Below are 20,545 nucleotides of genomic sequence, written 5' to 3' on the forward strand. Positions count from 1 at the left end.
CACGGAGGTTCGCCGGATGCTCGGATCACAGAGATCCCGCCGCAACGTCACCGCCTTCCTGGCCGGCCTCGGGCTGCTCGTCACCGGAGCCGCCCTTCAGCTCGGCACCAGCGCCACGCCCGCCGCGGCGGCCACCCCCCACCGCGTCCTGTTCGACGACGGCCACGCGGAGGAGGCGGGCAACGCCGACTGGATCATCTCGACCAGCAAGCCCGACCCGCTCTCCCAGGACTCCTCCCCGTCCTCGGAGACCGACTGGACCGGCGCGCTGTCGTCGTGGGGCGTCGCCCTGCAGAAGACCGGCGACTACAGCCTGAGGACCGCCACGAGCGCCCTCACCTACGGCGGCTCGTCGGCCAACGACCTGTCGAACTTCGACACCCTGGTCCTGCCGGAGCCCAACACGCTGTTCACCGCCGCAGAGAAGACGGCGATCATGACCTTCGTGAAGAACGGCGGCGGTCTGTTCATGATCTCCGACCACACCGGCGCCGACCGCAACAACGACGGTGAGGACGCGGTCGAGATCCTCAACGACCTGATGACCAACAACAGCGTCGACTCCACCGACCCGTTCGGCTTCTCCATCGACTCCCTCTCCATCAGCTCCGGCTACCCGGCCGCGATCAGCGACAGCACCGACCCCGTCCTGCACGGCTCCTTCGGCACCGTCACCAAGAGCCTGATCGCCTCCGGCACCACGGCCACCCTCAAGCCCGCCGACAACTCCTCGGTCAAGGGCCTGCTGTACCGCAGCGGTTACTCCGGGAACACCGGCGCCTTCTTCGCCACCAGCACCTTCGGCAGCGGCCGCGTCGCCTTCTGGGGCGACAGCTCGCCCATCGACGACGGCACCGGTCAGTCCGGCAACACCCTCTACGACGGCTGGAACGACACCGGCGCCACCAACGCCGCCCTCGCGCTGAACGCCACCGAGTGGCTCTCCGGGGCGAGCGGCAGTGGGGGCGGGGGCGGAGGCGGCGGCACCGACTGCGCCGACACCCAGTTGCTCGGCAACACCGGCTTCGAGTCCGGCGCCACCACCTGGAGCGCCTCCGGCGGCGTCATCACCAACTCCACCGGCGAGTCCGCCCGTACGGGCTCGTACTACGCCTGGCTGGGCGGCAACGGCACCGCCGGGACCGAGACCCTCTCCCAGTCGGTGGCCATCCCGTCCGGCTGCTCGGCGACTCTCGGTTTCTACCTGCACATCGACACCGCGGAGACCACCACCAGCACCGCCTACGACACGCTGCAGGTGCAGGTCCTCAACAGCTCCGGCACGGTCCTGGGCACCCTGGCCACGTACTCCAACCTCAACGCGGCCGCCGGCTACACCCAGCGCAGCTTCAGCCTGAGCGCCTACGCAGGGCAGACGGTCACGCTCAGGTTCACCGGCACGGAGGGCTCCAAGCTCCAGACGTCGTTCGTCATCGACGACACCGCGCTCAACGTCACCTGACCTCGTCACCCGGTGTCACGCCGGTCCGGGCGCCCCGCAGGAGTCCTGCGGGGCGCCCGCTCGTCGTCCGAGGGGCGGGCGGGGCGGGCGATTGACATGCAGGCAATTGCCTGCATAACGTGGAGTGTGCGATCAGGAGAGGACCCGGGGACGGACCCGGGCATGGACAAGGTCTTCAAGGCGCTGGCCGACGACACGCGCAGGCGGCTCCTGGACCGGCTGCGCGAACACAGCGGCCAGACGCTCGGCGAGCTGTGCGAGCACATCGACATGACCCGCCAGTCCGTGACGCAGCACCTGGCCGTCCTGGAGGCCGCCCACCTGGTCGCCACGGTGCGGCGGGGGCGGGAGAAGCTGCACTACCTCAATCCGGTTCCGCTCCACGAGATCCAGGAGCGGTGGATCGACAGGTTCGAGCGCCCGCGGCTGCGCGTGCTCTCCGACGTCAAACGACGAGCCGAGGAAGCCATGACCGACAAGCCCACCTTCGTCTATGTCACCTACATCGCCAGCACCCCGGAGAAGGTCTGGGACGCGCTCACCGACGCCGACCTGACCGCGGCCTACTGGGGGCACAGCAACGTCTCGGACTGGCAGCCGGGCTCCCGCTGGGAACACCGGCGCACGGACGGCACCGGGATCGCGGACGTCGTCGGCACGGTCGTCGAGAGCGAGCGTCCGACGCGGCTGGTCACCACCTGGGCCTCGCCCGACGAGGAGGGGCGAGCGGACCGGCATTCGCGGGTCACCTTCGACATCCGGCCGCACGCGGACATCGTCCGCCTCACCGTCACCCACGAGGACCTCAACGACGAGGGTGAGCTCGCCGACGTCTCGGGCGGCTGGCCGGCGGTGCTGTCCAACCTCAAGTCGCTCCTGGAGACCGGCAGGACGCTGCCGCAGGAGCCGTGGTCGGTGCCCGGCCACTGAACGGCGAACGCGGCCCGGCCGGCCCGCGGGGTGCGGGCCGGCCGGGCCGCCTTCCTGGTCTGGGGTTCAGGGTTGTGGGCTCTACGGCTTCGGGGCGCTCCTCGCCGCCGTGAAGGCGCACATCGCCCCCAGGATCACTGCCAGAGCGCCGATGATGATGTTGTTCACTGCGACACCGGCGTCCGGGCTGTCGCCGACGACCCACGGTGCGATGATCATCCACACGCCCAGCGCGCACATGGCCCAGCTCAGGCCGTACATGCGGGCGGGAGCCGCGGTGAATCCGAGGGCCAGCAGGCCGATCGCGATGCCGACGATCAGGTTGTGGGTCACGAGTGCCGGCTGGCTGGCGGTGTAGTGGAGTATCCACGGGGATACGGCGCAGTACAGACCGAGCAGGAACACCGGTCCGTCGACGAGCGCCACATCACGGCCACCGAGCATCCGGTCGTAGCGTGCCTGCATCTCGGATACGTCGGGGTGGGTCGATATGTCACTTCTGCCGGGCGAGACGTTGGCCATGACTCGTCTCCTTTGACTTGGCTGGCCTGACCGCGTCTGGTGCGGTGTGCGGTAAGCGCCGCGCACGTTCATTCTGCCCTTATTTGGCCCTTATGTGTAGTGGTCGGAGGCGTCAGCCCAGCTTCTTGAGCAGTTCGACGGCGAGCGGGGCCGAGGAGGCCGGGTTCTGGCCGGTGACCAGGTTGCGGTCCACGACCACCTTGGGTGCCCACGGCTCGCCGACCTCGACGTCCACGCCCGCCTCGGTCAGCCGGTCCTGGAGCAGCCACTTGGCCTTCTCGCCGAAACCGGCCTGGATCTCCTCGGCGTTGGTGAAGGCGGCGATCCGGTAGCCCGCGAAGGCGTTGGCGCCGTCCTCCCGCACGGCGGCCAGGAGCGCGGCCGGGGCGTGGCAGACGACGCCCAGGGGCCTGCCCGACGCGAGCGCGTCGATCAGAAGGCGGCCGGAGACAGCGTCGACGGCCAGGTCCTCCATCGGGCCGTGCCCGCCGGGGTAGAAGACGGCCGCGTAGTCGCCGAGATCCACGTCCTCCAGGGGGATCGGCTGCTGGAGCTCGGTCATGGCGGCAAGCGTGGCGGCGATCCGGTCGGCGCCCTCCTGCCCGCCGTTGACCTCGGCGGCGAGGCTGCCCTTGTCCACCGTGGGGACGACACCGCCGGGTGTGGCGACGACGATCTCGTGACCGGCCGCGCGGAACGTCTCGTAGGGCGCGACGGCCTCCTCGGCCCAGAAGCCGGTGGGGTGCTGGGTGCCGTCGGCGAGCGTCCAGTGGTCGGCGCCGGTCATCACGAAGAGGATCTTGGCCATGGGGGTGCTCCCGGTGTGCGAGGGGTGTGGCGTACGGGTGTTGTACGAAGTACTGCGTCTTCGAACCTAAGCCCTCCCGAGCCCGCGCGATGCACGGGGTCGGGTCGGGCCACTTCATCGGCGCGCGCCGGATGTACCGAGATCCGCGCGACGGCGATGGGTGCGCTTCCGGGGCGCGGGGCTCCGGGGCTTCGCACATGATCGCGCCGATCCGGGGCAGGCGCACTTCCGACGACAGGTGTCCAACCGATGGAGGTGTCTGCCGCTATGCGCGCGAAGGTGTTGGAGCGGTTTCCAGCGGGAGCTCCGCGCGGATCGTGGCCGGCGGAGGAGTACGCGGCACGTCGGAGGGCGGAGGGAGAGCCCGCGACCGTGGTCATGGACCTGAAGTCGGACGCGTTCCTCGTCGTGGTCCCGGCGTCCGACGAGGACTGACCGGGCCGCGGCAGGATCCCGTCCGGACCCCGGGACGCCGGACCCCGGACCCCGGGACCCCGGACCCCGGGACGCCGGGACGCCGGACCCCGGACCCCGGGACGCCGGACCCCGGGACGCCGGACCCCGGGACGCCGGACAGCATCTTCCGGGCGCCGCTCCCGTCCGGCCCCGGCGCCCCGGCCCGGCGTCGGCGCCGCGCCGTCCGACTGCCCCGGTGCTGCTCGCCCGACGCCGTGCGCGGCCGGTCCACCGCGGCCGCCACCCCGATCGCGTGCGGCGGTAGGTCCCGGCCCGAGGCGCTCATCGTGATGCCGGTTCGCTTGCGCTCCGGCAACACGCCCCAGCTCCGCTGCAATGGTTCGCGATGCGAGACCGGTGGGGTTTTCCTTGACTGCCGTCGCCGACGGCTGCCACGATCGATCGCATGACGATGCGACTGGACCTCACGCGGCGACGCCATGTCGACCTCGCGCGGGTCTCCAGCGCCTCCTGTTGCGCCGCGTCCTGATCCCCTCCTCACGATCCGCCGCGCTTTTCGCTTTCCCCGCCTGAATTCACCGCGCCGGCGCCCCGTCGCGTCTCAACGTCCCCCGGACCTGCGCACCCCTTGAATTCGGCGTGCCCGAAAACATTCCGCACCGTCACCGGCGAGATCGCCGCCGTGCCGCGGCCTGCTCCAGGACCTTCCGATCGGAGACCCCCACATGTCCCTCGTCTTCCACTGGTTCCTCCCCACCAACGGCGACAGCCGCCATGTGGTCGGCGGCGGCCACGGCACCCCCGCCACCGCCTCCGGACGGGACCGGCCGCCGACGGTCGCCTATCTGAGCCAGATCGCCCGCGCCGCGGAGGACCTGGGCTTCGTGGGCGCGCTCACCCCGACCGGAGCCTGGTGCGAGGACGCGTGGCTGACGACCGCCATGGTCAGCCAGCACACCGAGCGGCTGAAGTTCCTGGTCGCGTTCCGGCCCGGCTTCGTCTCGCCGACGCTCGCCGCGCAGATGGCGTCCACCTTCCAGCGGCAGACCGGCGGACGGCTCCTGCTCAACGTGGTCACCGGCGGCGAGAGCCACGAGCAGCGGGCCTACGGCGACTTTCTGGACAAGGACGACCGCTATCGCCGTACCGGTGAATTCCTGGAGATCGTAAGGGAGTTGTGGGAGGGCAAGACCGTCGACCTGAAGGGCGAGCACCTGCGGGTGGAGGACGCGCAGCTGGCGCGGGTGCCGGACCCGGTGCCCGAGGTGTACTTCGGGGGGTCCTCGCCGATCGCCGGTGAGGTGGCCGCGCAGCACGTCGACGTCTATCTCACCTGGGGTGAGCCGCCGGCACAGGTCGCCGAGAAGATCGCCTGGATCCGGGGGCTCGCGGCGAAGCGGGGGCGGACCCTGCGGTTCGGGATCCGGCTGCACGTCATCACCCGGGACACCTCGCAGGAGGCCTGGGCGGAGGCGAACCGGCTGCTCGCCGGGTTCGATGCGCAGACCGTGCGGTCCGTCCAGGCCGGACTGGCGCGCAGTGAGTCCGAGGGGCAGCAGCGGATGCTCGCGCTGCACGGCGGGGGCCGGGACGGGCTGGAGATCCATCCCAACCTGTGGGCCGGGATCGGGCTGGTGCGGGGTGGCGCGGGGACCGCGCTGGTGGGGAGCCACGAGGAGGTGGCCGAGCGGATCAAGGAGTATGCGGCGCTGGGGATTTCGGAGTTCGTGCTGTCCGGGTACCCGCACCTTGAGGAGGCCTACTGGTTCGGGGAGGGAGTGCTGCCGCGGCTCGCCGCGCTGGGCCTGTGGCGGCACCCGTCTCGACCCTAGGGCGTGTTTCGCCCTAGAGGCCCACGGCCAGGGCGTTCAGATGGGCCCGCCGTGACTCCTGGGTCTGGGCCTGGACCAGGAGGAACAGCGATTCCCTTGCCAGGCGTTGGGCCTTGTGCGTCAGGAGCATGGAGCGGCCGCCGCCCGTCACCACCGCGGCGGTCGTCGCCGCCTGCATCACCTCGTAGGCCTGTGTCCTGAGGGCCAGGCGTTCCGTCAGGTGTTCGTGGGGTGCCGCGTCGTCGGCCAGGGCGTAGGCGCGGCGGCGCACGTCCGTGAGGCGGGCGCGCAGCGGGGGCGCTGTGTCCTCGTCCAGGAGGGTCAGGGCCGCCTCCGCGATGCCGAAGACCGCGGGGTTGGCGTTCACCGTCCTGAGACGGTCCGTCGCCGTCCAGCGGTCGTGCGGGGTCCGCAGGGCCACCGCCTCCTCCGGGAGCCAGAAGCCGTCCAGCTCCAGGGAGACCGTGCGGGCCGCGGTGAGGGCGGCCAGGCGCATCGGGGCCGACGCCCGCAGGCCCGGCTGCTCCCGCGCCTGCGTGAAGGCGAACAGGGCCTCGTCGGCGTCGGTGACCCCGGCGAGGAGCATCACGTCGTTCAGGCCCCACCCCGTGTACCAGGGGACGGTGCCGTCGAACCGCCAGCCGCCCCGCTCCCGGGTGACCCGGACGGGAACGCGCGGGTAGGCCCGCAGGTGCGCGTACGCCACCCCGGACAGCAGCTCACCGCTCGCCAGCCGGCCCAGCAGGCGCTCGCGCACCGGACCCTCGCTCCTGGCCAGGGTGAGCACCGGAGTGTGGTGCTGCGTCTGCACGAACCACGTCGAACAGCACGCCCCGGACAGGATCTCCGCCGTCTCGCGCACGACCACGCCGGGCGCCGCGGCCCCGCCGTACTCCGTCGGCGCGTTCAGCCCGAGCAGACCCGAGCGCCTGATCTCCGTCAGATGGCCGACCGGTACCGCCCCCTGGTCGACCTGTTCCGCGTGCGGCGCGAGGAGGTCGTCGGCGAGGCTGCGGGCGCGGGCGACGAGGGGGTGCGGTGCGGTCATGGGGAAGATTCTTTCCCGTTTCGCGGTGTGGGGTGTCGATCCGGGGGACCGCCGTTCGTGTAGGAGGTGAGAGAACGGCACGAAGCCAAGGAGGACGTCATGCAGTACTACCTGCTCAGCGTGGTCCAGCCGGCCGGCGGTCAGCCGCCCGCCCCCGACGAGATGGCCGAGATCATGCGCCGCGTGGAGGCCCACAACGACGAACTGCGGGCCGCCGGGGCCTGGGTCTTCGCCGGCGGTCTGCACGGACCGGAGACGGCCACCGTGCTGCGCCCCAAGGACGGCGACGTGCTCGTCACCGACGGGCCGTACGCCGAGGGGAAGGAGTACCTGGGAGGCCTGTCCGTGATCCGGGCCGCCGACCTGGACGAGGCCCTGGAATGGGGCAGGAAGGCCGCCCTGGCCATCACCCTCCCCGTCGAGGTCCGCCCGTTCGTGGACACGCACTGAAGCCGGACGCGCCGTGCTGAGCGATCCCGTCGACGTCGAGGCCGTCTTTCGCGCGGAGTACGGCCGCGCCGTCGCCGTCCTCGTCCGCTTCCTCGGCGACATCGACCTCGCCGAGGAAGCGGTCCAGGACGCCTTCACCACGGCCGTGCTGCGCTGGCCGCAGACCGGTGTGCCGCCGAGCCCGGCCGGCTGGATCATCACCACCGCCCGCAACCGGGCCGTCGACCGGCTGCGCCGTGAGTCCACCCGGGACGCACGGCACGCCGAGGCCGCCCTGCTGCACGCCGCCGATCCGCCCGTGGAGGAGGGCCCCGTGCGCGACGACCGGCTCCGCCTGATCTTCACCTGCTGCCACCCCGCCCTCGCCGCGCAGGCGCAGGTCGCCCTCACCCTGCGCCTCCTCGGCGGACTCGACACCGCACAGATCGCCCGCGCCTTCCTCGTCCCCGAGCCGACCATGGCCCAGCGCCTGGTCCGCGCCAAGGCGAAGATCCGGGACGCGCGGATCCCGTACCGCGTGCCGCGCGACGCCGATCTGCCCGACCGGCTCAAGGGGGTACTCGCCGTCGTCTACCTGATCTTCAACCAGGGGTACGAGGGTGACGACGGCCTGTGTGCGGAAGCCGTACGTCTCGGGCGGCTCCTCGTCGAGTTGATGCCGGACGAGCCCGAGGCCGTCGGCCTGCTGGCGCTGATGCTGCTCGTCGAGTCCCGTCGGACGGCACGCGAGGACGCCGACGGCACGCTCGTACCGCTGCCCGAGCAGGACCGCGGGCGGTGGGACCGGGAGCTGATCGCCGAGGGGCAGTCGCTCGTCCGCCGCTGCCTGCGCCGCAACCGCCCCGGGCCGTATCAGATCCAGGCCGCCGTCCAGGCCGTCCACAGCGACGCGCCGACCGCCGACGCCACCGACTGGCGGCAGATCCTGCACCTGTACGACCAGCTCATGGAACTCGCCCCGAGCCCGGTCGTGGCCCTGAACCGGGCGGTCGCCGTGGCCGAGACGGAGGGACCGCGCCGGGCCCTCGAACTCGTCGACGCGCTGGACCTCGACGGCTACCACGTCTGGCACGCCGTCCGCGCCGACCTGCTGCGCCGCCTCGACCGCCGTGCCGAGGCCGCGCGGGCCTACGAGGCGGCCCGCGCGCTGAGCGAGAGCCCGGCGGAACGCGCCTTCCTCGACCGGCGTGGACACGAACTCGGGGCCGGTGGACGGGCCGGGTGAGAGTGGTCGCCGCCTCGGGAATGTATTTTGGTCCATGAATGGTTGGCATATACACCGAGCCGATCGCTCGCCCCGAGAACCCAGGGCCGCAAGGCCCGCGCACCCCAGCGAGGCACCGTGACCACCGCCGCCACCCCCGAACAGCCCGCCGACGTCGTCGCCCGACTGCGCCGCACGTTCCGCACCGGCCGCACCAGGCCCCTCGCCTGGCGCACCGACCAGCTGCGCCGGCTGCGCGCGCTGCTCACGGAGCAGGGCGCCGACCTGGCCGCCGCCCTCCACGCCGACCTGGGCAAGAGCTCCACCGAGGCCTACCGCACCGAGATCGACTTCACGGTCCGGGAGATCGACCACACCCTCGATCACCTCCAGGAGTGGCTGCGCCCCGAGTCCGCCCCCGTCCCGGCCCACCTCGGAGCCGACGCCACGGCCTGGACGCAGTACGACCCGCTCGGCGTCGTCCTCGTCATCGCGCCCTGGAACTACCCCGCCCAGCTGCTGCTCGCGCCGCTGGTCGGTGCCCTGGCCGCCGGTAACGCGGTGGTCGTCAAGCCCAGTGAACTGGCGCCCGCCACCTCCGCCGCCCTGGCCCGTCTGCTGCCGGCCCACCTCGACACCGAGGCGGTCGCCGTCGTCGAGGGCGGCGTCCCGGAGACCACCGCCCTGCTGGCCGAGCGCTTCGACCACATCTTCTACACCGGCAACGGCGCCGTCGGCCGTATCGTCCTGCGCGCCGCCGCCGAGCACCTCACCCCGGTCACCCTCGAACTCGGCGGCAAGTCCCCGGCGTTCGTCGACCGGGACGCCGATCTCACCGTCGTCGCCGAGAGGTTGGCCCGCGGGAAGTTCCTCAACGCGGGGCAGACCTGCGTCGCCCCCGACTACGTCCTCACCGACCCGGAGACGGCGGCGGCCCTGGAACCCCTGCTGACGCGCGCGGTCGAGGCGGCCTACGGGACCGACCCGCAGACCTCCGCCGAGTACGGCCGCATCATCAACGAACGCCACTTCGACCGGCTCGCCGGCCTGCTCGGCTCCGGCCGGATCGTGGTCGGCGGCGGCAACGACCGTACGGACAAGTACATCGCGCCGACCGTGCTCGCCGACGTCGACCCCAAGTCGCCGGTCATGCGCGAGGAGATCTTCGGCCCGATCCTGCCGATCGTGACCGTCGACGGTCTGGACGAGGCGATCGCCTTCATCAACGACCGCGACAAGCCCCTCGCCCTGTACGTCTTCACCGGCTCCGACGACACCCGCGGCCGCATCGCCGCCGAAACCTCCTCCGGTGGCCTCGGCTACGGGCTGCCCCTCGCCCATCTCACCGTCTCCGACCTGCCGTTCGGCGGCGTCGGCGAGAGCGGTATGGGCAACTACCACGGGCGTTACTCCATCGAGACGTTCAGCCACCGCAAGGCGGTGCTGGACAAGCCGCTGGGCTGAGCGGGCTCACGGCGGCGGCGGGCGGCGGGCGGCAGACGGCGGGCGGGGGACCGAACCGGACAGGAGCGGACACGAGCGGGCGGAAGTAGCCCGCCAAGTGGCTGCGGGGGAACGGGAATTAGCCCGGAACGGCACGGTCCGTAGTTCGAAACGGCCAATTCCAGCGGACTTTCGAAGCCGGCATGCACGAAACGACTCCGCCGGACGCCGTGGAGGCAGAAGGTGTAACCGTCGCCTTCCGGGGCTCCTGAGCCCCGTACAGCCAGCGGAAGGACCGAAGGGTCCGTGAACGACCAGTTCGAACAGTTCGCCCGCGACGTGGCCTTGTCCCTGCTCGCCCTCCGGGTCTTCGGACCCGGCGTCGTCACCCTCGGCCGCCGGTTCGTCGCCGCTCTCGTGCGGGTCGGCGTCCGTGAGATGGACCACCGGCTCCCGGGGGGAGATCGGTGACCCAGGAGGAACTGCGCCCCGCGCGAAACCCACGGGCGCCGGAGAAGCTGCCGTTGGACTTCACCGCCTTCCACCAGATGCACCGCCCGCTCTACGTCCGCGAGGCCGAGCGCTCGCTGCGCTGTCGCGCCGACGCCGAGGAGGCCGTGGACGAGGCATTCGTCCAACTCGCCCGGGAGTGGCCGCAGATACTGCGCGCCGAGAACCCCGCCGCCTACGCCTGGCGGGTGATGAAGAACCGCATCATCGACCACGCCCGGGCCCGTGGCAGGCGCGCCACCCTGATGGACACCGCCGTCTTCGAGACGGTCACCCTGCAGGGCGCCGAGGACGCCTTCGAGGTGATCGAGCAGAACCTGCGGATGTTCCACGCGATCTCCACCCTCCCCGAGCGGCAGCGGGACGTCATCCGGCTGCGCTACTGCGAGGGCTACAGCACCGCCGACGTCGCCTTCCACCTGGGCATCACCGAGGCCGGGGTGCGCTCCAGCGAGCGGTATGCCAAACGCCGGCTCCGGGAGATCTACACATCGTGCGCCGAGGAGGAGGCGGAGCGGTCATGACCTTCGACACCGCGAGCGACATCGACACCCTGCTGTCCAGAGCGCGCCTCGTGCCCACGGCGCCCTACAGCCGTGCGGACATCGAGGCCGCCGAGGCCCGCATAGCCGCCCGGGTCGCGGCCGGCGGCGCCGACGGACCTGGGGCGGGGGACTGCCCGCAGCGCGCCGTGGCGGGCCGCCGTCCCCCGCGGGCCCATCCCGCGGCCCGGGACCTCAAAGCGCTGTGCGAGGCGCTGCTGACCCGCCCCGGCGCCCTGCACGGCCTCGGCAACTTCCTCGGCAGCGCCCTGCCCGAGCCCTCCGGCGCGCGCATCCTCGGCAGCCTCCTGTACCTGGCCGGCTGCGAGGACAGCGCCCGCTTCTGGTGGCAGTACGGCGCCGGCGCCTCCGACACCGTCTCCTCGTACTGTCTCTACCTCCACCACCGGTCGTTGGGGGAGGACGAGGAGGCCGACTGGTGGCTGCGGCACACCGAGATCACCCCCGCCACGCTGAGCAGGGAGGCCACCGAACGGGAGATCGCCACGGCGCTGCATGTGCTCAGCGGCCTGCGGCGCGGCCGTCGCGGACTGCCCAAGGCCCTGCGCGCCCTGGTCGAGTACGTCCCTGCCGTGGTCGGTTTCGTCGACGACGACCTCGAACTCCCCCTCCCCGACGGCGATCTGGCCGACATCGTGGAGGAGGCCGTCGCCCATGGCACGCCGCCCGCCAAGGAGCGCCGGCGCGCCAGGTCGGGCGCACTGCCCGAACGCCGGGAGCCGGCCGTGCACACCGTGTCCTCGGCCACCCCCCGCACCTCCCGGCACTGGAGCCGTGACGTCCAGGAGGCGCTGCGCCGGTGCGAGGAGACCGTGGCCTGTTGAGGGGACCGCTCCACGCACTCGGGGTGTCCGTGGTGCGTGCAGTGCTCCCCGACCGACCACCGCAACGATCCCCGCGAACGCTACCGGCATCCCGGAGCCCCGGTGTCCGGCCGCCCCGGCATCCCGGAGCCCCGGTGTCCGGCACCCCGGCGTCTGGCGCCCCGATGTCCGGCACCCCGGCATCTGGCGCGCCCCGGTGTCCGGCCGCCCGATGTCCGGCACCCTGGTGTCCGGCCGCCCCGGCGTCTGGCGCCCCGGTGTCCGGCCGCCCCGGCATCCGGCCCCCGGCATCCGGCACCCCGGCGTCCTGCCCGTCGATCGCGTCGGCTTCGGAGCGACGTGGCTGACGGGCAGCGCCGCCTGCTGGCTCGGCACGCCCGGCGATCGAGTTCGGCGGCCACCGCACCGACACCGCCCGCCTGCTGCTTGTGCGTCCTGCGCGGGCTGCGCGACCCGCACCCGTCCCGCATCGGATGCGGCCCAGGCAGCGCCGGCTCCTCGCACCGGGCCTGCACCGCCACCAGCACCGGGAGGCGACTGGCGCGAAGTAAGTTTTACGTATAACCTCTCCCGTCAATCGCCCCTCCCGGGGCCTCCCGTACCTTCCCGAAAGGCCCCGATGAGTCGTATCGCCCTGGTCACCCTCGTCGTCGACGACTACGACGAGGCGATCCGCTTCTACAGCGAGGCGCTCGGCTTCCGGCTCGTCGAGGACGAGCCGCGCCCCGACGGCTCGCGCTGGGTCGTCGTACGGCCGGGCGCCGGCCAGGACGGCACCGGGCTGCTGCTCGCCCGGGCCAAGGGCGACGCCCAGCGCGCCCGGATCGGCGACCAGACCGGCGGCCGCGTCGGGTTCTTCCTGCACACCGACGACTTCGCCGGCGACCACGCCCGGATGCTCGCCGCCGGCGTGACCTTCCTGGAGGAACCCCGCCACGAGCCGTACGGCTCCGTCGCCGTCTTCGAGGACCTGTACGGAAACCGCTGGGACCTGCTCCAGCCCGCCACCACCGCCTGAGAACCACCTGCCGAGGAACACGCTCATGACCGCGCCCCAGATCGACACCGACACCCTGCGCCGGCTCCCCAAGGCCGTACTGCACGACCACCTCGACGGCGGCCTGCGCCCCGCCACCGTCGTCGAACTCGCGCAGGAGGTCGGCCACACCCTGCCCACCACCGACCCCGACGAGCTCGCCGCCTGGTACTTCGAGGCCGCCAACTCGGGTGACCTGGTGCGCTACATAGCCACCTTCGAGCACACCCTCGCCGTCATGCAGACCCGCGAGGGCCTGCTGCGCACCGCCGAGGAGTACGTCCTCGACCTGGCCGCCGACGGTGTCGTCTACGGCGAGGTGCGGTACGCGCCCGAGCTGAACGTCAACGGCGGGCTGAGCCTCGCCGAGGTCGTGCAGACCGTCCAGGAGGGCCTCGCCGCCGGTATGGCGAAGGCTGCCGCCGCGGGCACACCGGTCCGGGTCGGCACGCTGCTGTGCGGCATGCGGATGTTCGACCGTGTGCGCGAGGCCGCAGACCTGGCCGTCGCCTTCCGGGACGCGGGCGTCGTCGGCTTCGACATCGCCGGCGCCGAGGACGGCTTCCCGCCCGCCGACCACCTCGACGCCTTCGAGCACCTGCGCCGCGAGAGCGTCCCCTTCACCATCCACGCCGGCGAGGCCCACGGCCTGCCCAGCATCCACCAGGCCCTCCAGGTGTGCGGCGCCCAGCGCATCGGGCACGGGGTGCGCATCACCGACGACATCGTCGACGGCAAGCTCGGCCGCCTCGCCGGGTGGGTGCGCGACCGCCGGGTCGCCCTGGAGATGTGCCCGACGTCCAACCTGCAGACCGGGGCGGCGACCTCCATCGCCGAGCACCCGATCACCGCGCTGAAGGACCTCGGCTTCCGCGTCACCCTCAACACCGACAACCGTCTGGTCTCCGGCACGACGATGACCCGTGAGATGGCGCTGCTCGTCGAGGAGGCGGGCTGGGGCATCGAGGACCTGCGCACGGTGACGGTGAACGCCCTCAAGAGCGCGTTCATCCCGTTCGACGAGCGCAAGGCCCTCATCGAGGACGTCGTCCTTCCGGGTTACGCGTCCGCGCTCTGAAGCAGCCCGCGCAGATAGGCGGCCTGGCCGACGTGCTCCAGATCGTCGGCCAGGACGCTGACCAGCCGGACGCCCAGCGTGACCGGCGGATCCCAGCGCTCGTCCACGATGCGCTCCAGGTCTGCCGCCGTCAGCGCGCGCAGCGCCGTCAGGCTCTGCTCGTGCACGGCGTCGTAGTACCCCGTCAGCAGGTCACCGTCGGGGACCCGTACCTTCGCGACCTTCGCGGCGCTGTGCCCGTACCCGGTGTCCTGACGCGGCAGGTCGAGGCCGAACCGTTTCTCCCAGTCCTGGGTCAGCCACACCTGGTCGAGCTCGAAGGCGTCGGCGAGATGGTCGTCCTGGACCCGCGTGAGGTGCCAGACCAGCCAGGTGATCGAGTTGGCGTCGGGGGAGGGCCGGGTGTTCAGGACGTCGGGGTCCAGGCCGTCCACGGCGGCATGGACTTCTTCCTGGACGCGGTTGTACCCGTCGATGAGGATGTCCTTGGCATGCATGCATCCACCCTCTCGCAGCCCGCGCTCACCCGCCGCCCGTTTCCAGCAGTGCCATGAGCGCCCGGGCCGCCGGACTGGTCGCCTGCCGGGGCGGCAACAGCGCGACCGTCTCGTACACCGCCTCGCCCGTGCCCTTGAGGGGCAGTGCGGTGAGCGCCTCGCGCTTGTGCCGGAAGTGGCGCGGTACGACGGCGACGCCGAGGTTCTCGTCCACCAGGTCCAGCAGGCTGTGCACGTCGTTGACCTCCAGGGCGACCGTGCGCCGCACTCCCGCCTCGGTGAACGCGGCGTCGGTGGCGCGCCGCGGGCCCCAGTCCGGGTGGAAGTCGACGAACACCTCGCCGGCGACGTCCTGCGGCAGCAGCGCCGCCGCCCCGGCGAACCGGTGGTCGGGATGGCACAGCACATACATCGGCTCGGTCGCCAGCGGCACGCAGCGCAGCTGGTCGGTGTCCGTCTGGGTGCGGTAGGCGAAGGCCAGGTCGAGCCGGCCGGCCGCCACCTCCTCGCCCAGCGCTCCCGAGCCGCTCTGCCGCAGCCGGATCTCCACGTCCGGGTGCCGCCGCCGGAACGCCGCCAGCAGCCCCGCCACATGCACGCCGGCGATGCACTGCTCGGTGCCCACGGAGAGGGTGCCGCGGACCACGCCCTGCACGGCGGCCACGGCCTCGTGGGCCGCCCGCACCTGCGCCAGGATCCGTTCCGCCTCGGCCAGCAGCGCCCGGCCCGCCTCCGTCAGCGTCACCCGCCGCGTGGTCCGTACGAACAGCGGGGCGCGCAGCTCCCGCTCCAGGGCGCGGATCGACGCCGACAGACCCGACTGGGAGACCATCAGGCGCTCGGCCGCCCGGGTGAAGTGCTGGTCCTCGGCGACGGCGACGAAGTGCTGGAGGTGACGCAGTTCCATGATTGAGAAGCCTAGTCGCACAATTCCATCGGATTCTTCTGTTGGACCACTACCCGCAGGTCGGGCCAGAGTGGGTAGCGGTTCCCGAAACCGATCTTCTTGGAGTCGCGTTGTACACCGCACACCCCGACCGTTACGCGGACATGCCCTACCGGCGCACCGGACGCAGCGGCCTGAAGCTCCCCGCGCTGTCGCTCGGACTGTGGCACAACTTCGGCCCCGACCGCCCGGTGGAGACCCAGCGGGCCATCCTGCGCCGCGCCTTCGACCTCGGCATCACCCACTTCGACCTGGCCAACAACTACGGCCCGCCGCCCGGCGCCGCCGAGTCCGCGCTGGGGCAGTTCCTCAAGGCAGACTTCGCGCCCTACCGCGACGAGCTGGTCATCTCCACCAAGGCCGGCTACCTGATGTGGCCCGGCCCCTACGGCGAGTGGGGCTCGCGCAAGTACCTGCTGTCCTCGCTCGACCAGAGCCTGACCCGGATGGGCCTGGACTACGTCGACGTCTTCTACTCGCACCGCCCCGACCCGGAGACTCCCCTGGAGGAGACGATGGGCGCCCTGCACACCGCGGTCCAGCAGGGCAAGGCGCTCTACGCCGGCGTCTCCAACTACTCCGCCGAGCAGACCCGCGAGGCCGCCCGCATCCTCGGGGAGCTGGGCACCCCGCTGCTCATCCACCAGCCGCGCTACTCGATGCTCGACCGGCGCCCCGAGAGCGAGGGCCTGCTCGACGCCCTGGACGAGCTCCAGGTCGGGTCCATCGTCTTCTCGCCGCTGGAGCAGGGCCTGCTGACCGGCCGCTACCTGGACGGCATCCCGGAGGACTCGCGCGCGGCGAGCGACAGCCCGTTCCTGAACTCCGACGCGCTGACCGAGGAACTCGTCGGCAAGCTGCGCGCCCTCGACGACCTCGCCAAGTCCCGCGGCCAGTCCCTGGCCCAGCTCGCCCTGGCCTGGGTGCTGCGCGGCGGCCGGGTGACGTCCGCGCTGGTCGGCGCGAGCAGCGCCCGGCAGATCGAGGACAGCGTCGGCGCCCTGGACAACCTGGACTTCGACGCCGAGGAGCTGGCCCGGATCGACGCGGTGATCAACGGCTGAGCCGCTCCGTCAGGCGGACGGTGACCAAGTCGCCCTCCTGCTTGCCGATCGCCTTGCGCACCTCGGCCTTCACGGGGAGTTTGTGGGTGCCGTCCCCGAGGGCCATGAACGAACTCCGGAACGGATGTCCGTCGACCGTCCCGCGGATCTTGACCAGTCCGCGGGTGCCGAAGAATTCGACGGACTCCGGCCAGACGACATAGGTCCAGCCGCCGATTTCCGGGCTCTTGCGCAGGACGGCCGTGAATTCGGCATCGAGTGTTCCGCTTGTCGTTCCGTTCGTGCTCATGCGTTCCTCCGCTCGCGGTGATCCCTTTACGGGTGGACCGCCGCGAGCGGAGGAATTCATCGTGGCCCGGTCCTCAGGCTCCGGCGGGCACCCGGTCGAGGAATCCGAGGACGGAGGTGATCCGGTCCTGTGCGTCCAGGGTGATGACGTCGGATCCGGCCACCGGCGCCGAACCGTCGGCCTCGCTCACCAGCTCCCAGGAGAAGCGGGCCGTGTCGTGGTGCCCGTCGACCGTGCCGGTCAGCCGGAAGAAGAAGCCCGGGAACTGCGCGTGTGCCGCCGTGACCACGGCCGCGATCTGCTCGTGGCCGCTGACGTCGGCGAGGGGGTCGGTGTACCCGCCGTCCACCGCCCACGCTGCGTCAACAGCCTTGGCCAAGGCCTTGGGCTCCCGTGCGTTCCAAGCCTCGAAGTAGCGGGCGACGGCGTTCTCGTAACGGTCAGTGTTCGCGGACATGGGAAATCAGCCCCCAATGAGGTCATCGATACTGGTCAGGACCCGGATCCAGGTCTTCGCCGATCCGGTGTGACCACCTTGCCCGTCCCCGTCGCCCGGGTCGATTACCCGCCGGGTAATGACGACATGGCCCGAGGCCTGCCGTATTTCGGCCATGAACGGCCTTGAATATGCCAAGAGACTGGCCAAAAAGTCATGGTGACAGTGTTTCAGCATTGAACATACTCGAACGTCAGGGGCAGTTCACTCACAGGAGCCGCACGGAAAGCGAGGCACTACCAGCAGGCGAGCACCGGGGGAGAGGGACGTGCACGACGAATTCCTGTGCCATGTCACCGCGTACGGCGTCTGCGCCGGCCGGCGCATCGGCGTACCGCTCGGCACCTACCGTGCGCCGACGCTGGCGCTGGCCCTGTGGTGGCTGCGGGACCGGGCCTCCTGGATGGCCGAACGGCTGGATCCCCGGCCCGAGGACGAGCACATCCCGCCGGGCGCCCTGGTCCCGGTCGCCGACAATGTGCCGGACGTGCCCGCACTGCTGCGGGCCTGGTGCGCCGACATCGACCGGCAGGAGCTGGTGGCCGACGAGTTGGCGGGCGGCCGGCTGGTGCGGATCGCGGTGAGCGACGAGACCACCGAGTACGAGCTGCTCGCCGAGTCCGTCGACGCGCTGCGCATGCAGCGGACCCTCCCCGCCCTCGTCGTCCCCGTCGGCTGACGCCCACCGCCGGCGTACGCCGCCACCGCACACCGTCACGCTCACGTCACCCTCGCGCCCCGCCCGTCGGGCGCACAGGGGTGCGAATCGATAGAATTCGGTCATGGTTGAGCGGCCGGTCTCCTCGACTGCGCCCGAACTCGTGCTGGAGACCGAGACGGGCACCACCGTGCTGATCCCGGGCCACGACTACCACGTCGGCCGGGACCCGCGCAGCGACATCGTCATCGACGACACCCGCGTCTCCTGGCACCACGCTGTCCTGCGACCCGACGGCGGCCACTGGACCATCGAGGACGAACACAGCACCAACGGCACCTACGCCGACGGCCGCCGCGTCCACGAGTGGGGCGTCGGACCCGGCACCGTGATCCGCTTCGGCAGCCCCGCCGACGGGCCGTGCGTCGTCCTGTCCGGCCGGCCCACGCCCCCGGCCGAGCGCCCCTCGTCCGTCTCCATGCCCGCCCTGACCGGAACCTTCCGCCGGCCCACCTCCGTACGGCCGCTGTCCTCGCGCACCGTCCGCATCGGCCGCGCCACCGACAACGACCTGATCGTCGACGACCTGATCGTCTCGCGCCGCCACGCCGAGCTGCGGGGGCTGCCCGACGGCGGCCACGAGATCGTCGACCTCGGCAGTCACAACGGGACCTACCTCAACGGCCTGCCCGTCAGCCGCGCACCGATCGGCCCCGGCGACATCGTCGGCATCGGGCACTCGGCGTTCTGCCTGGTCGGCGACGAGCTCCAGGAGTACGTCGACTCCGGCGAGATCTCGCTCGACGTGCAGGACCTGACGGTCGCCGTCGACCGCGGCCGCAAGGTCCTCCTCGACCACGTCTCGTTCCCGGTGGGGGAGAAGTGCCTGCTCGCGGTCGTCGGACCCAGCGGCGCCGGCAAGTCCACGCTCCTCGGCGCCCTCACCGGCCAGCGCCCCGCCGGCCAGGGCACGGTCGTCTACGACGGCCGCGACCTCTACCGCGACTACGCCGAGCTGCGCCAGCGCATCGGACTGGTCCCGCAGGACGACATCCTGCACGCGCAGCTGACCGTGCGCAGCGCCCTCCTCTACGCCGCCGAACTGCGCTTCCCGCAGGACACCGCCGGGGCCGAGCGCCGCGAACGCGTCGAGGAGGTCATCCGCGAACTGGGCCTCGAGCAGCGTGCCGGCCAGCCCGTGCACAGCCTCTCCGGCGGCCAGCGCAAACGGGTCAGCGTGGCCCTGGAGCTGCTGACCAAGCCGTCGCTGCTCTTCCTGGACGAGCCGACCTCCGGCCTCGACCCCGGCATGGACCGCTCGGTGATGCACATGCTGCGCGGACTCGCCGACGACGGCCGCACCGTCATCGTCGTCACCCACAGCGTCCTCAGCCTCGACGTCTGCGACCGGCTCCTGGTGCTCGCGCCGGGCGGCAAGGTCGCCTACTACGGGCCGCCCGAGGACGCCCTCGCCTTCTTCGGCTTCGAACAGTGGCCCGAGGCCTTCGAGGCCTTCGAACGCGATCAGGACCGGGACTGGGCGGGGGAGTACGAGGACTCGCCGTTCCGCCGGCAGTACGTCGTCAACTCCAGCGAGCAGCCCCGACTGCCCCGCTCCGGCCCGGTGACCATGCCGCCGCCGCCCCGGCCCCGCAGCAGGGGCGCCCAGCTCGGCACCCTGGTCCGCCGCTACACGGCCGCGCTCGCCGCCGACCGCACCTTCCTCGCGATCATGATCGCCCTGCCGTTCGTGATGGGAGCGATGGCCCGCGCCCTGGCCGGCGGCACGCTCGACCAGGAGCATGTGATGGACGCGCTGCTGATCCTGTGCGTGGGCGGCGTCCTGACCGGCGCGGCCAACGCCGTGCGCGAACTCGTCAAGGAGCGCGTGATCTACCAGCGGGAGCGGGCCGTCGGCCTGTCCAGATCGGCGTACCTGCTGTCCAAGGTCGTCGTCCTCGGCACGATCACCGTCGTACAGGCGGTGGTGCTGACCCTCGTCGCCCTGCTCGGCGTCGACCTCAACGCGCCGGGCGGCAAAGGGGTGTTGATGCCGCCGCTGATCGAGATCACCGTCGCCGTCGCCCTGTTGGCCTTCACGGCGATGATGCTCGGGCTGCTGGTCTCCGCGCTGGTGAGCAAGGAGGAGGTGACGATGCCGCTGCTCGTGCTGCTCGCCATCGTCCAAGTGGTGTTCTGCGGCGCGCTGCTGAAACTGCACGACGTGGCCGTTCTGGACCAGCTGTCCTGGCTCGTGCCCTCGCGATGGGCGTTCGGCGCGATGGCCGCCACCCTCCAGCTGTCCCGGATCGTGCCCGGGGACAAGACGAGCGATCCGCTGTTCGAGCACTCGGCGGGGGTGTGGCTGCTGAACATCGGGATGCTCGTCGTGCTCTCGCTGGTCTGCGGGTTCGCCGTCTCCCGGCTGCTGCGCCGGCACGAGCCCGCCGTGATGCGGAAGTAGGGGA

General features: G+C 71.7%; 23 protein-coding genes. 16 read left to right on the forward strand and 7 right to left on the reverse strand.

Features of this window, described 5'->3' with window-relative positions:
• The first annotated feature begins 16 nt into the window (after positions 1-16).
• Positions 17-1,462: a hydrolase gene (locus tag ACZ5SK_RS34460; protein WP_334582341.1), complete on the forward strand. Its 1,446-nt coding sequence runs from the start codon at positions 17-19 to the stop codon at positions 1,460-1,462.
• Positions 1,463-1,624: 162 nt separating this feature from the next.
• Positions 1,625-2,392, forward strand: coding sequence for an ArsR/SmtB family transcription factor (locus ACZ5SK_RS34465; RefSeq protein WP_334582340.1), 768 nt, complete (start codon positions 1,625-1,627; stop codon positions 2,390-2,392).
• An 81-nt stretch (positions 2,393-2,473) separates the two neighbouring features.
• Here ACZ5SK_RS34465 and ACZ5SK_RS34470 read toward each other — a convergent pair whose 3' ends face one another.
• Together ACZ5SK_RS34470 and ACZ5SK_RS34475 are read right to left on the reverse strand one after the other, a co-directional pair.
• Complete coding sequence (locus ACZ5SK_RS34470; RefSeq protein WP_319676904.1) at positions 2,474-2,914, reverse strand: SPW repeat protein; 441 nt, start codon at positions 2,912-2,914, stop codon at positions 2,474-2,476.
• Positions 2,915-3,026: 112 nt separating this feature from the next.
• Positions 3,027-3,722 carry a type 1 glutamine amidotransferase domain-containing protein gene (locus ACZ5SK_RS34475; RefSeq protein WP_334582339.1) on the reverse strand — a complete coding sequence of 232 codons (696 nt, stop codon included), beginning with the start codon at positions 3,720-3,722 and terminating at the stop codon, positions 3,027-3,029.
• A 267-nt stretch (positions 3,723-3,989) separates the two neighbouring features.
• On the opposite strand from ACZ5SK_RS34475, the gene ACZ5SK_RS34480 reads away from it, so the two are divergent.
• The 3 genes from ACZ5SK_RS34480 to ACZ5SK_RS34490 all read left to right on the forward strand — a co-directional run bounded on the left by ACZ5SK_RS34480 (position 3,990) and on the right by ACZ5SK_RS34490 (position 5,971).
• Positions 3,990-4,157 (forward strand): hypothetical protein, encoded by a 168-nt coding sequence (locus ACZ5SK_RS34480; RefSeq protein ID WP_231976239.1) that lies wholly within the window; start codon positions 3,990-3,992, stop codon positions 4,155-4,157.
• 433 nt (positions 4,158-4,590) lie between these two features.
• Entirely contained in the window at positions 4,591-4,668 is a 78-nt protein-coding gene (locus tag ACZ5SK_RS34485; RefSeq protein WP_443060313.1) for a putative leader peptide, read from the forward strand.
• Between the two features lie 196 nt (positions 4,669-4,864).
• Positions 4,865-5,971 (forward strand): LLM class flavin-dependent oxidoreductase, encoded by a 1,107-nt coding sequence (locus ACZ5SK_RS34490; protein ID WP_334582338.1) that lies wholly within the window; start codon positions 4,865-4,867, stop codon positions 5,969-5,971.
• A 13-nt stretch (positions 5,972-5,984) separates the two neighbouring features.
• Here the strand turns inward: ACZ5SK_RS34490 and ACZ5SK_RS34495 are convergent, their stop codons facing one another.
• A complete protein-coding gene (locus ACZ5SK_RS34495) occupies positions 5,985-7,019 on the reverse strand; it encodes an acyl-CoA dehydrogenase family protein (protein ID WP_334582337.1) in 1,035 nt (344 codons plus the stop codon).
• 99 nt (positions 7,020-7,118) lie between these two features.
• Between ACZ5SK_RS34495 and ACZ5SK_RS34500 the strand changes: the two genes are divergently transcribed.
• The 8 genes from ACZ5SK_RS34500 (at position 7,119) to ACZ5SK_RS34535 (ending at position 14,127) form a co-directional block, all read left to right on the forward strand.
• Positions 7,119-7,469, forward strand: coding sequence for a YciI family protein (locus ACZ5SK_RS34500; protein ID WP_334582336.1), 351 nt, complete (start codon positions 7,119-7,121; stop codon positions 7,467-7,469).
• Between the two features lie 16 nt (positions 7,470-7,485).
• Entirely contained in the window at positions 7,486-8,694 is a 1,209-nt protein-coding gene (locus ACZ5SK_RS34505) for an RNA polymerase sigma factor (RefSeq protein ID WP_334583779.1), read from the forward strand.
• A 117-nt stretch (positions 8,695-8,811) separates the two neighbouring features.
• On the forward strand, positions 8,812-10,137 hold the full coding sequence (locus ACZ5SK_RS34510) for an aldehyde dehydrogenase family protein (protein WP_334582335.1): 1,326 nt from the start codon (positions 8,812-8,814) through the stop codon (positions 10,135-10,137).
• A gap of 285 nt (positions 10,138-10,422) precedes the next feature.
• On the forward strand, positions 10,423-10,587 hold the full coding sequence (locus ACZ5SK_RS34515) for a hypothetical protein (protein ID WP_334582334.1): 165 nt from the start codon (positions 10,423-10,425) through the stop codon (positions 10,585-10,587).
• Positions 10,584-11,150, forward strand: a complete 567-nt coding sequence (locus ACZ5SK_RS34520) for a sigma-70 family RNA polymerase sigma factor (protein WP_334582333.1) — start codon at positions 10,584-10,586, stop codon at positions 11,148-11,150. The genes ACZ5SK_RS34515 and ACZ5SK_RS34520 overlap by 4 nt, the downstream gene beginning before the upstream one ends.
• Complete coding sequence (locus ACZ5SK_RS34525; protein ID WP_361706931.1) at positions 11,147-12,013, forward strand: hypothetical protein; 867 nt, start codon at positions 11,147-11,149, stop codon at positions 12,011-12,013. The genes ACZ5SK_RS34520 and ACZ5SK_RS34525 overlap by 4 nt, the downstream gene beginning before the upstream one ends.
• A gap of 619 nt (positions 12,014-12,632) precedes the next feature.
• Positions 12,633-13,031, forward strand: a complete 399-nt coding sequence (locus ACZ5SK_RS34530; protein WP_319344302.1) for a VOC family protein — start codon at positions 12,633-12,635, stop codon at positions 13,029-13,031.
• 25 nt (positions 13,032-13,056) lie between these two features.
• Positions 13,057-14,127, forward strand: coding sequence for an adenosine deaminase (locus ACZ5SK_RS34535; RefSeq protein WP_361706928.1), 1,071 nt, complete (start codon positions 13,057-13,059; stop codon positions 14,125-14,127).
• Here ACZ5SK_RS34535 and ACZ5SK_RS34540 read toward each other — a convergent pair.
• Both ACZ5SK_RS34540 and ACZ5SK_RS34545 read right to left on the reverse strand, forming a co-directional pair.
• Positions 14,109-14,624: a mycothiol transferase gene (locus tag ACZ5SK_RS34540; protein WP_361706925.1), complete on the reverse strand. Its 516-nt coding sequence runs from the start codon at positions 14,622-14,624 to the stop codon at positions 14,109-14,111. The genes ACZ5SK_RS34535 and ACZ5SK_RS34540 overlap by 19 nt on opposite strands.
• A gap of 25 nt (positions 14,625-14,649) precedes the next feature.
• Positions 14,650-15,531, reverse strand: a complete 882-nt coding sequence (locus ACZ5SK_RS34545) for a LysR family transcriptional regulator (RefSeq protein WP_468576888.1) — start codon at positions 15,529-15,531, stop codon at positions 14,650-14,652.
• A gap of 110 nt (positions 15,532-15,641) precedes the next feature.
• Between ACZ5SK_RS34545 and mgrA the strand changes: the two genes are divergently transcribed.
• Complete coding sequence (gene mgrA, locus ACZ5SK_RS34550; RefSeq protein ID WP_334582328.1) at positions 15,642-16,634, forward strand: L-glyceraldehyde 3-phosphate reductase; 993 nt, start codon at positions 15,642-15,644, stop codon at positions 16,632-16,634.
• Here mgrA and ACZ5SK_RS34555 read toward each other — a convergent pair.
• Both ACZ5SK_RS34555 and ACZ5SK_RS34560 read right to left on the reverse strand, forming a co-directional pair.
• A complete protein-coding gene (locus ACZ5SK_RS34555) occupies positions 16,624-16,923 on the reverse strand; it encodes a DUF1905 domain-containing protein (RefSeq protein WP_334582327.1) in 300 nt (99 codons plus the stop codon). The genes mgrA and ACZ5SK_RS34555 overlap by 11 nt on opposite strands.
• A gap of 73 nt (positions 16,924-16,996) precedes the next feature.
• Positions 16,997-17,380, reverse strand: coding sequence for a nuclear transport factor 2 family protein (locus ACZ5SK_RS34560; protein WP_079657670.1), 384 nt, complete (start codon positions 17,378-17,380; stop codon positions 16,997-16,999).
• A 307-nt stretch (positions 17,381-17,687) separates the two neighbouring features.
• Between ACZ5SK_RS34560 and ACZ5SK_RS34565 the strand changes: the two genes are divergently transcribed.
• Positions 17,688-18,098, forward strand: coding sequence for a hypothetical protein (locus ACZ5SK_RS34565; RefSeq protein ID WP_334582326.1), 411 nt, complete (start codon positions 17,688-17,690; stop codon positions 18,096-18,098).
• 103 nt (positions 18,099-18,201) lie between these two features.
• A complete protein-coding gene (locus ACZ5SK_RS34570; protein WP_334582325.1) occupies positions 18,202-20,541 on the forward strand; it encodes an FHA domain-containing protein in 2,340 nt (779 codons plus the stop codon).
• Positions 20,542-20,545 lie beyond the last annotated feature (4 nt).

Source organism: Streptomyces sp. NPDC031474 (genome assembly GCF_055581185.1).

Bases quoted from the DNA above. Each gene is read 5' to 3' on its own strand.
- ACZ5SK_RS34460 (WP_334582341.1), top strand. From the start codon at position 17: ATGCTCGGATCACAGAGATCCCGCCGCAACGTCACCGCCTTCCTGGCC.
- ACZ5SK_RS34465 (WP_334582340.1), top strand. From the start codon at position 1,625: ATGGACAAGGTCTTCAAGGCGCTGGCCGACGACACGCGCAGGCGGCTC.
- ACZ5SK_RS34470 (WP_319676904.1), bottom strand. From the start codon at position 2,914: ATGGCCAACGTCTCGCCCGGCAGAAGTGACATATCGACCCACCCCGAC.
- ACZ5SK_RS34475 (WP_334582339.1), bottom strand. From the start codon at position 3,722: ATGGCCAAGATCCTCTTCGTGATGACCGGCGCCGACCACTGGACGCTC.
- ACZ5SK_RS34480 (WP_231976239.1), top strand. From the start codon at position 3,990: ATGCGCGCGAAGGTGTTGGAGCGGTTTCCAGCGGGAGCTCCGCGCGGA.
- ACZ5SK_RS34485 (WP_443060313.1), top strand. From the start codon at position 4,591: ATGCGACTGGACCTCACGCGGCGACGCCATGTCGACCTCGCGCGGGTC.
- ACZ5SK_RS34490 (WP_334582338.1), top strand. From the start codon at position 4,865: ATGTCCCTCGTCTTCCACTGGTTCCTCCCCACCAACGGCGACAGCCGC.
- ACZ5SK_RS34495 (WP_334582337.1), bottom strand. From the start codon at position 7,019: ATGACCGCACCGCACCCCCTCGTCGCCCGCGCCCGCAGCCTCGCCGAC.
- ACZ5SK_RS34500 (WP_334582336.1), top strand. From the start codon at position 7,119: ATGCAGTACTACCTGCTCAGCGTGGTCCAGCCGGCCGGCGGTCAGCCG.
- ACZ5SK_RS34525 (WP_361706931.1), top strand. From the start codon at position 11,147: ATGACCTTCGACACCGCGAGCGACATCGACACCCTGCTGTCCAGAGCG.
- ACZ5SK_RS34530 (WP_319344302.1), top strand. From the start codon at position 12,633: ATGAGTCGTATCGCCCTGGTCACCCTCGTCGTCGACGACTACGACGAG.
- ACZ5SK_RS34535 (WP_361706928.1), top strand. From the start codon at position 13,057: ATGACCGCGCCCCAGATCGACACCGACACCCTGCGCCGGCTCCCCAAG.
- ACZ5SK_RS34540 (WP_361706925.1), bottom strand. From the start codon at position 14,624: ATGCATGCCAAGGACATCCTCATCGACGGGTACAACCGCGTCCAGGAA.
- ACZ5SK_RS34545 (WP_468576888.1), bottom strand. From the start codon at position 15,531: ATGGAACTGCGTCACCTCCAGCACTTCGTCGCCGTCGCCGAGGACCAG.
- ACZ5SK_RS34555 (WP_334582327.1), bottom strand. From the start codon at position 16,923: ATGAGCACGAACGGAACGACAAGCGGAACACTCGATGCCGAATTCACG.
- ACZ5SK_RS34560 (WP_079657670.1), bottom strand. From the start codon at position 17,380: ATGTCCGCGAACACTGACCGTTACGAGAACGCCGTCGCCCGCTACTTC.
- ACZ5SK_RS34570 (WP_334582325.1), top strand. From the start codon at position 18,202: ATGGTTGAGCGGCCGGTCTCCTCGACTGCGCCCGAACTCGTGCTGGAG.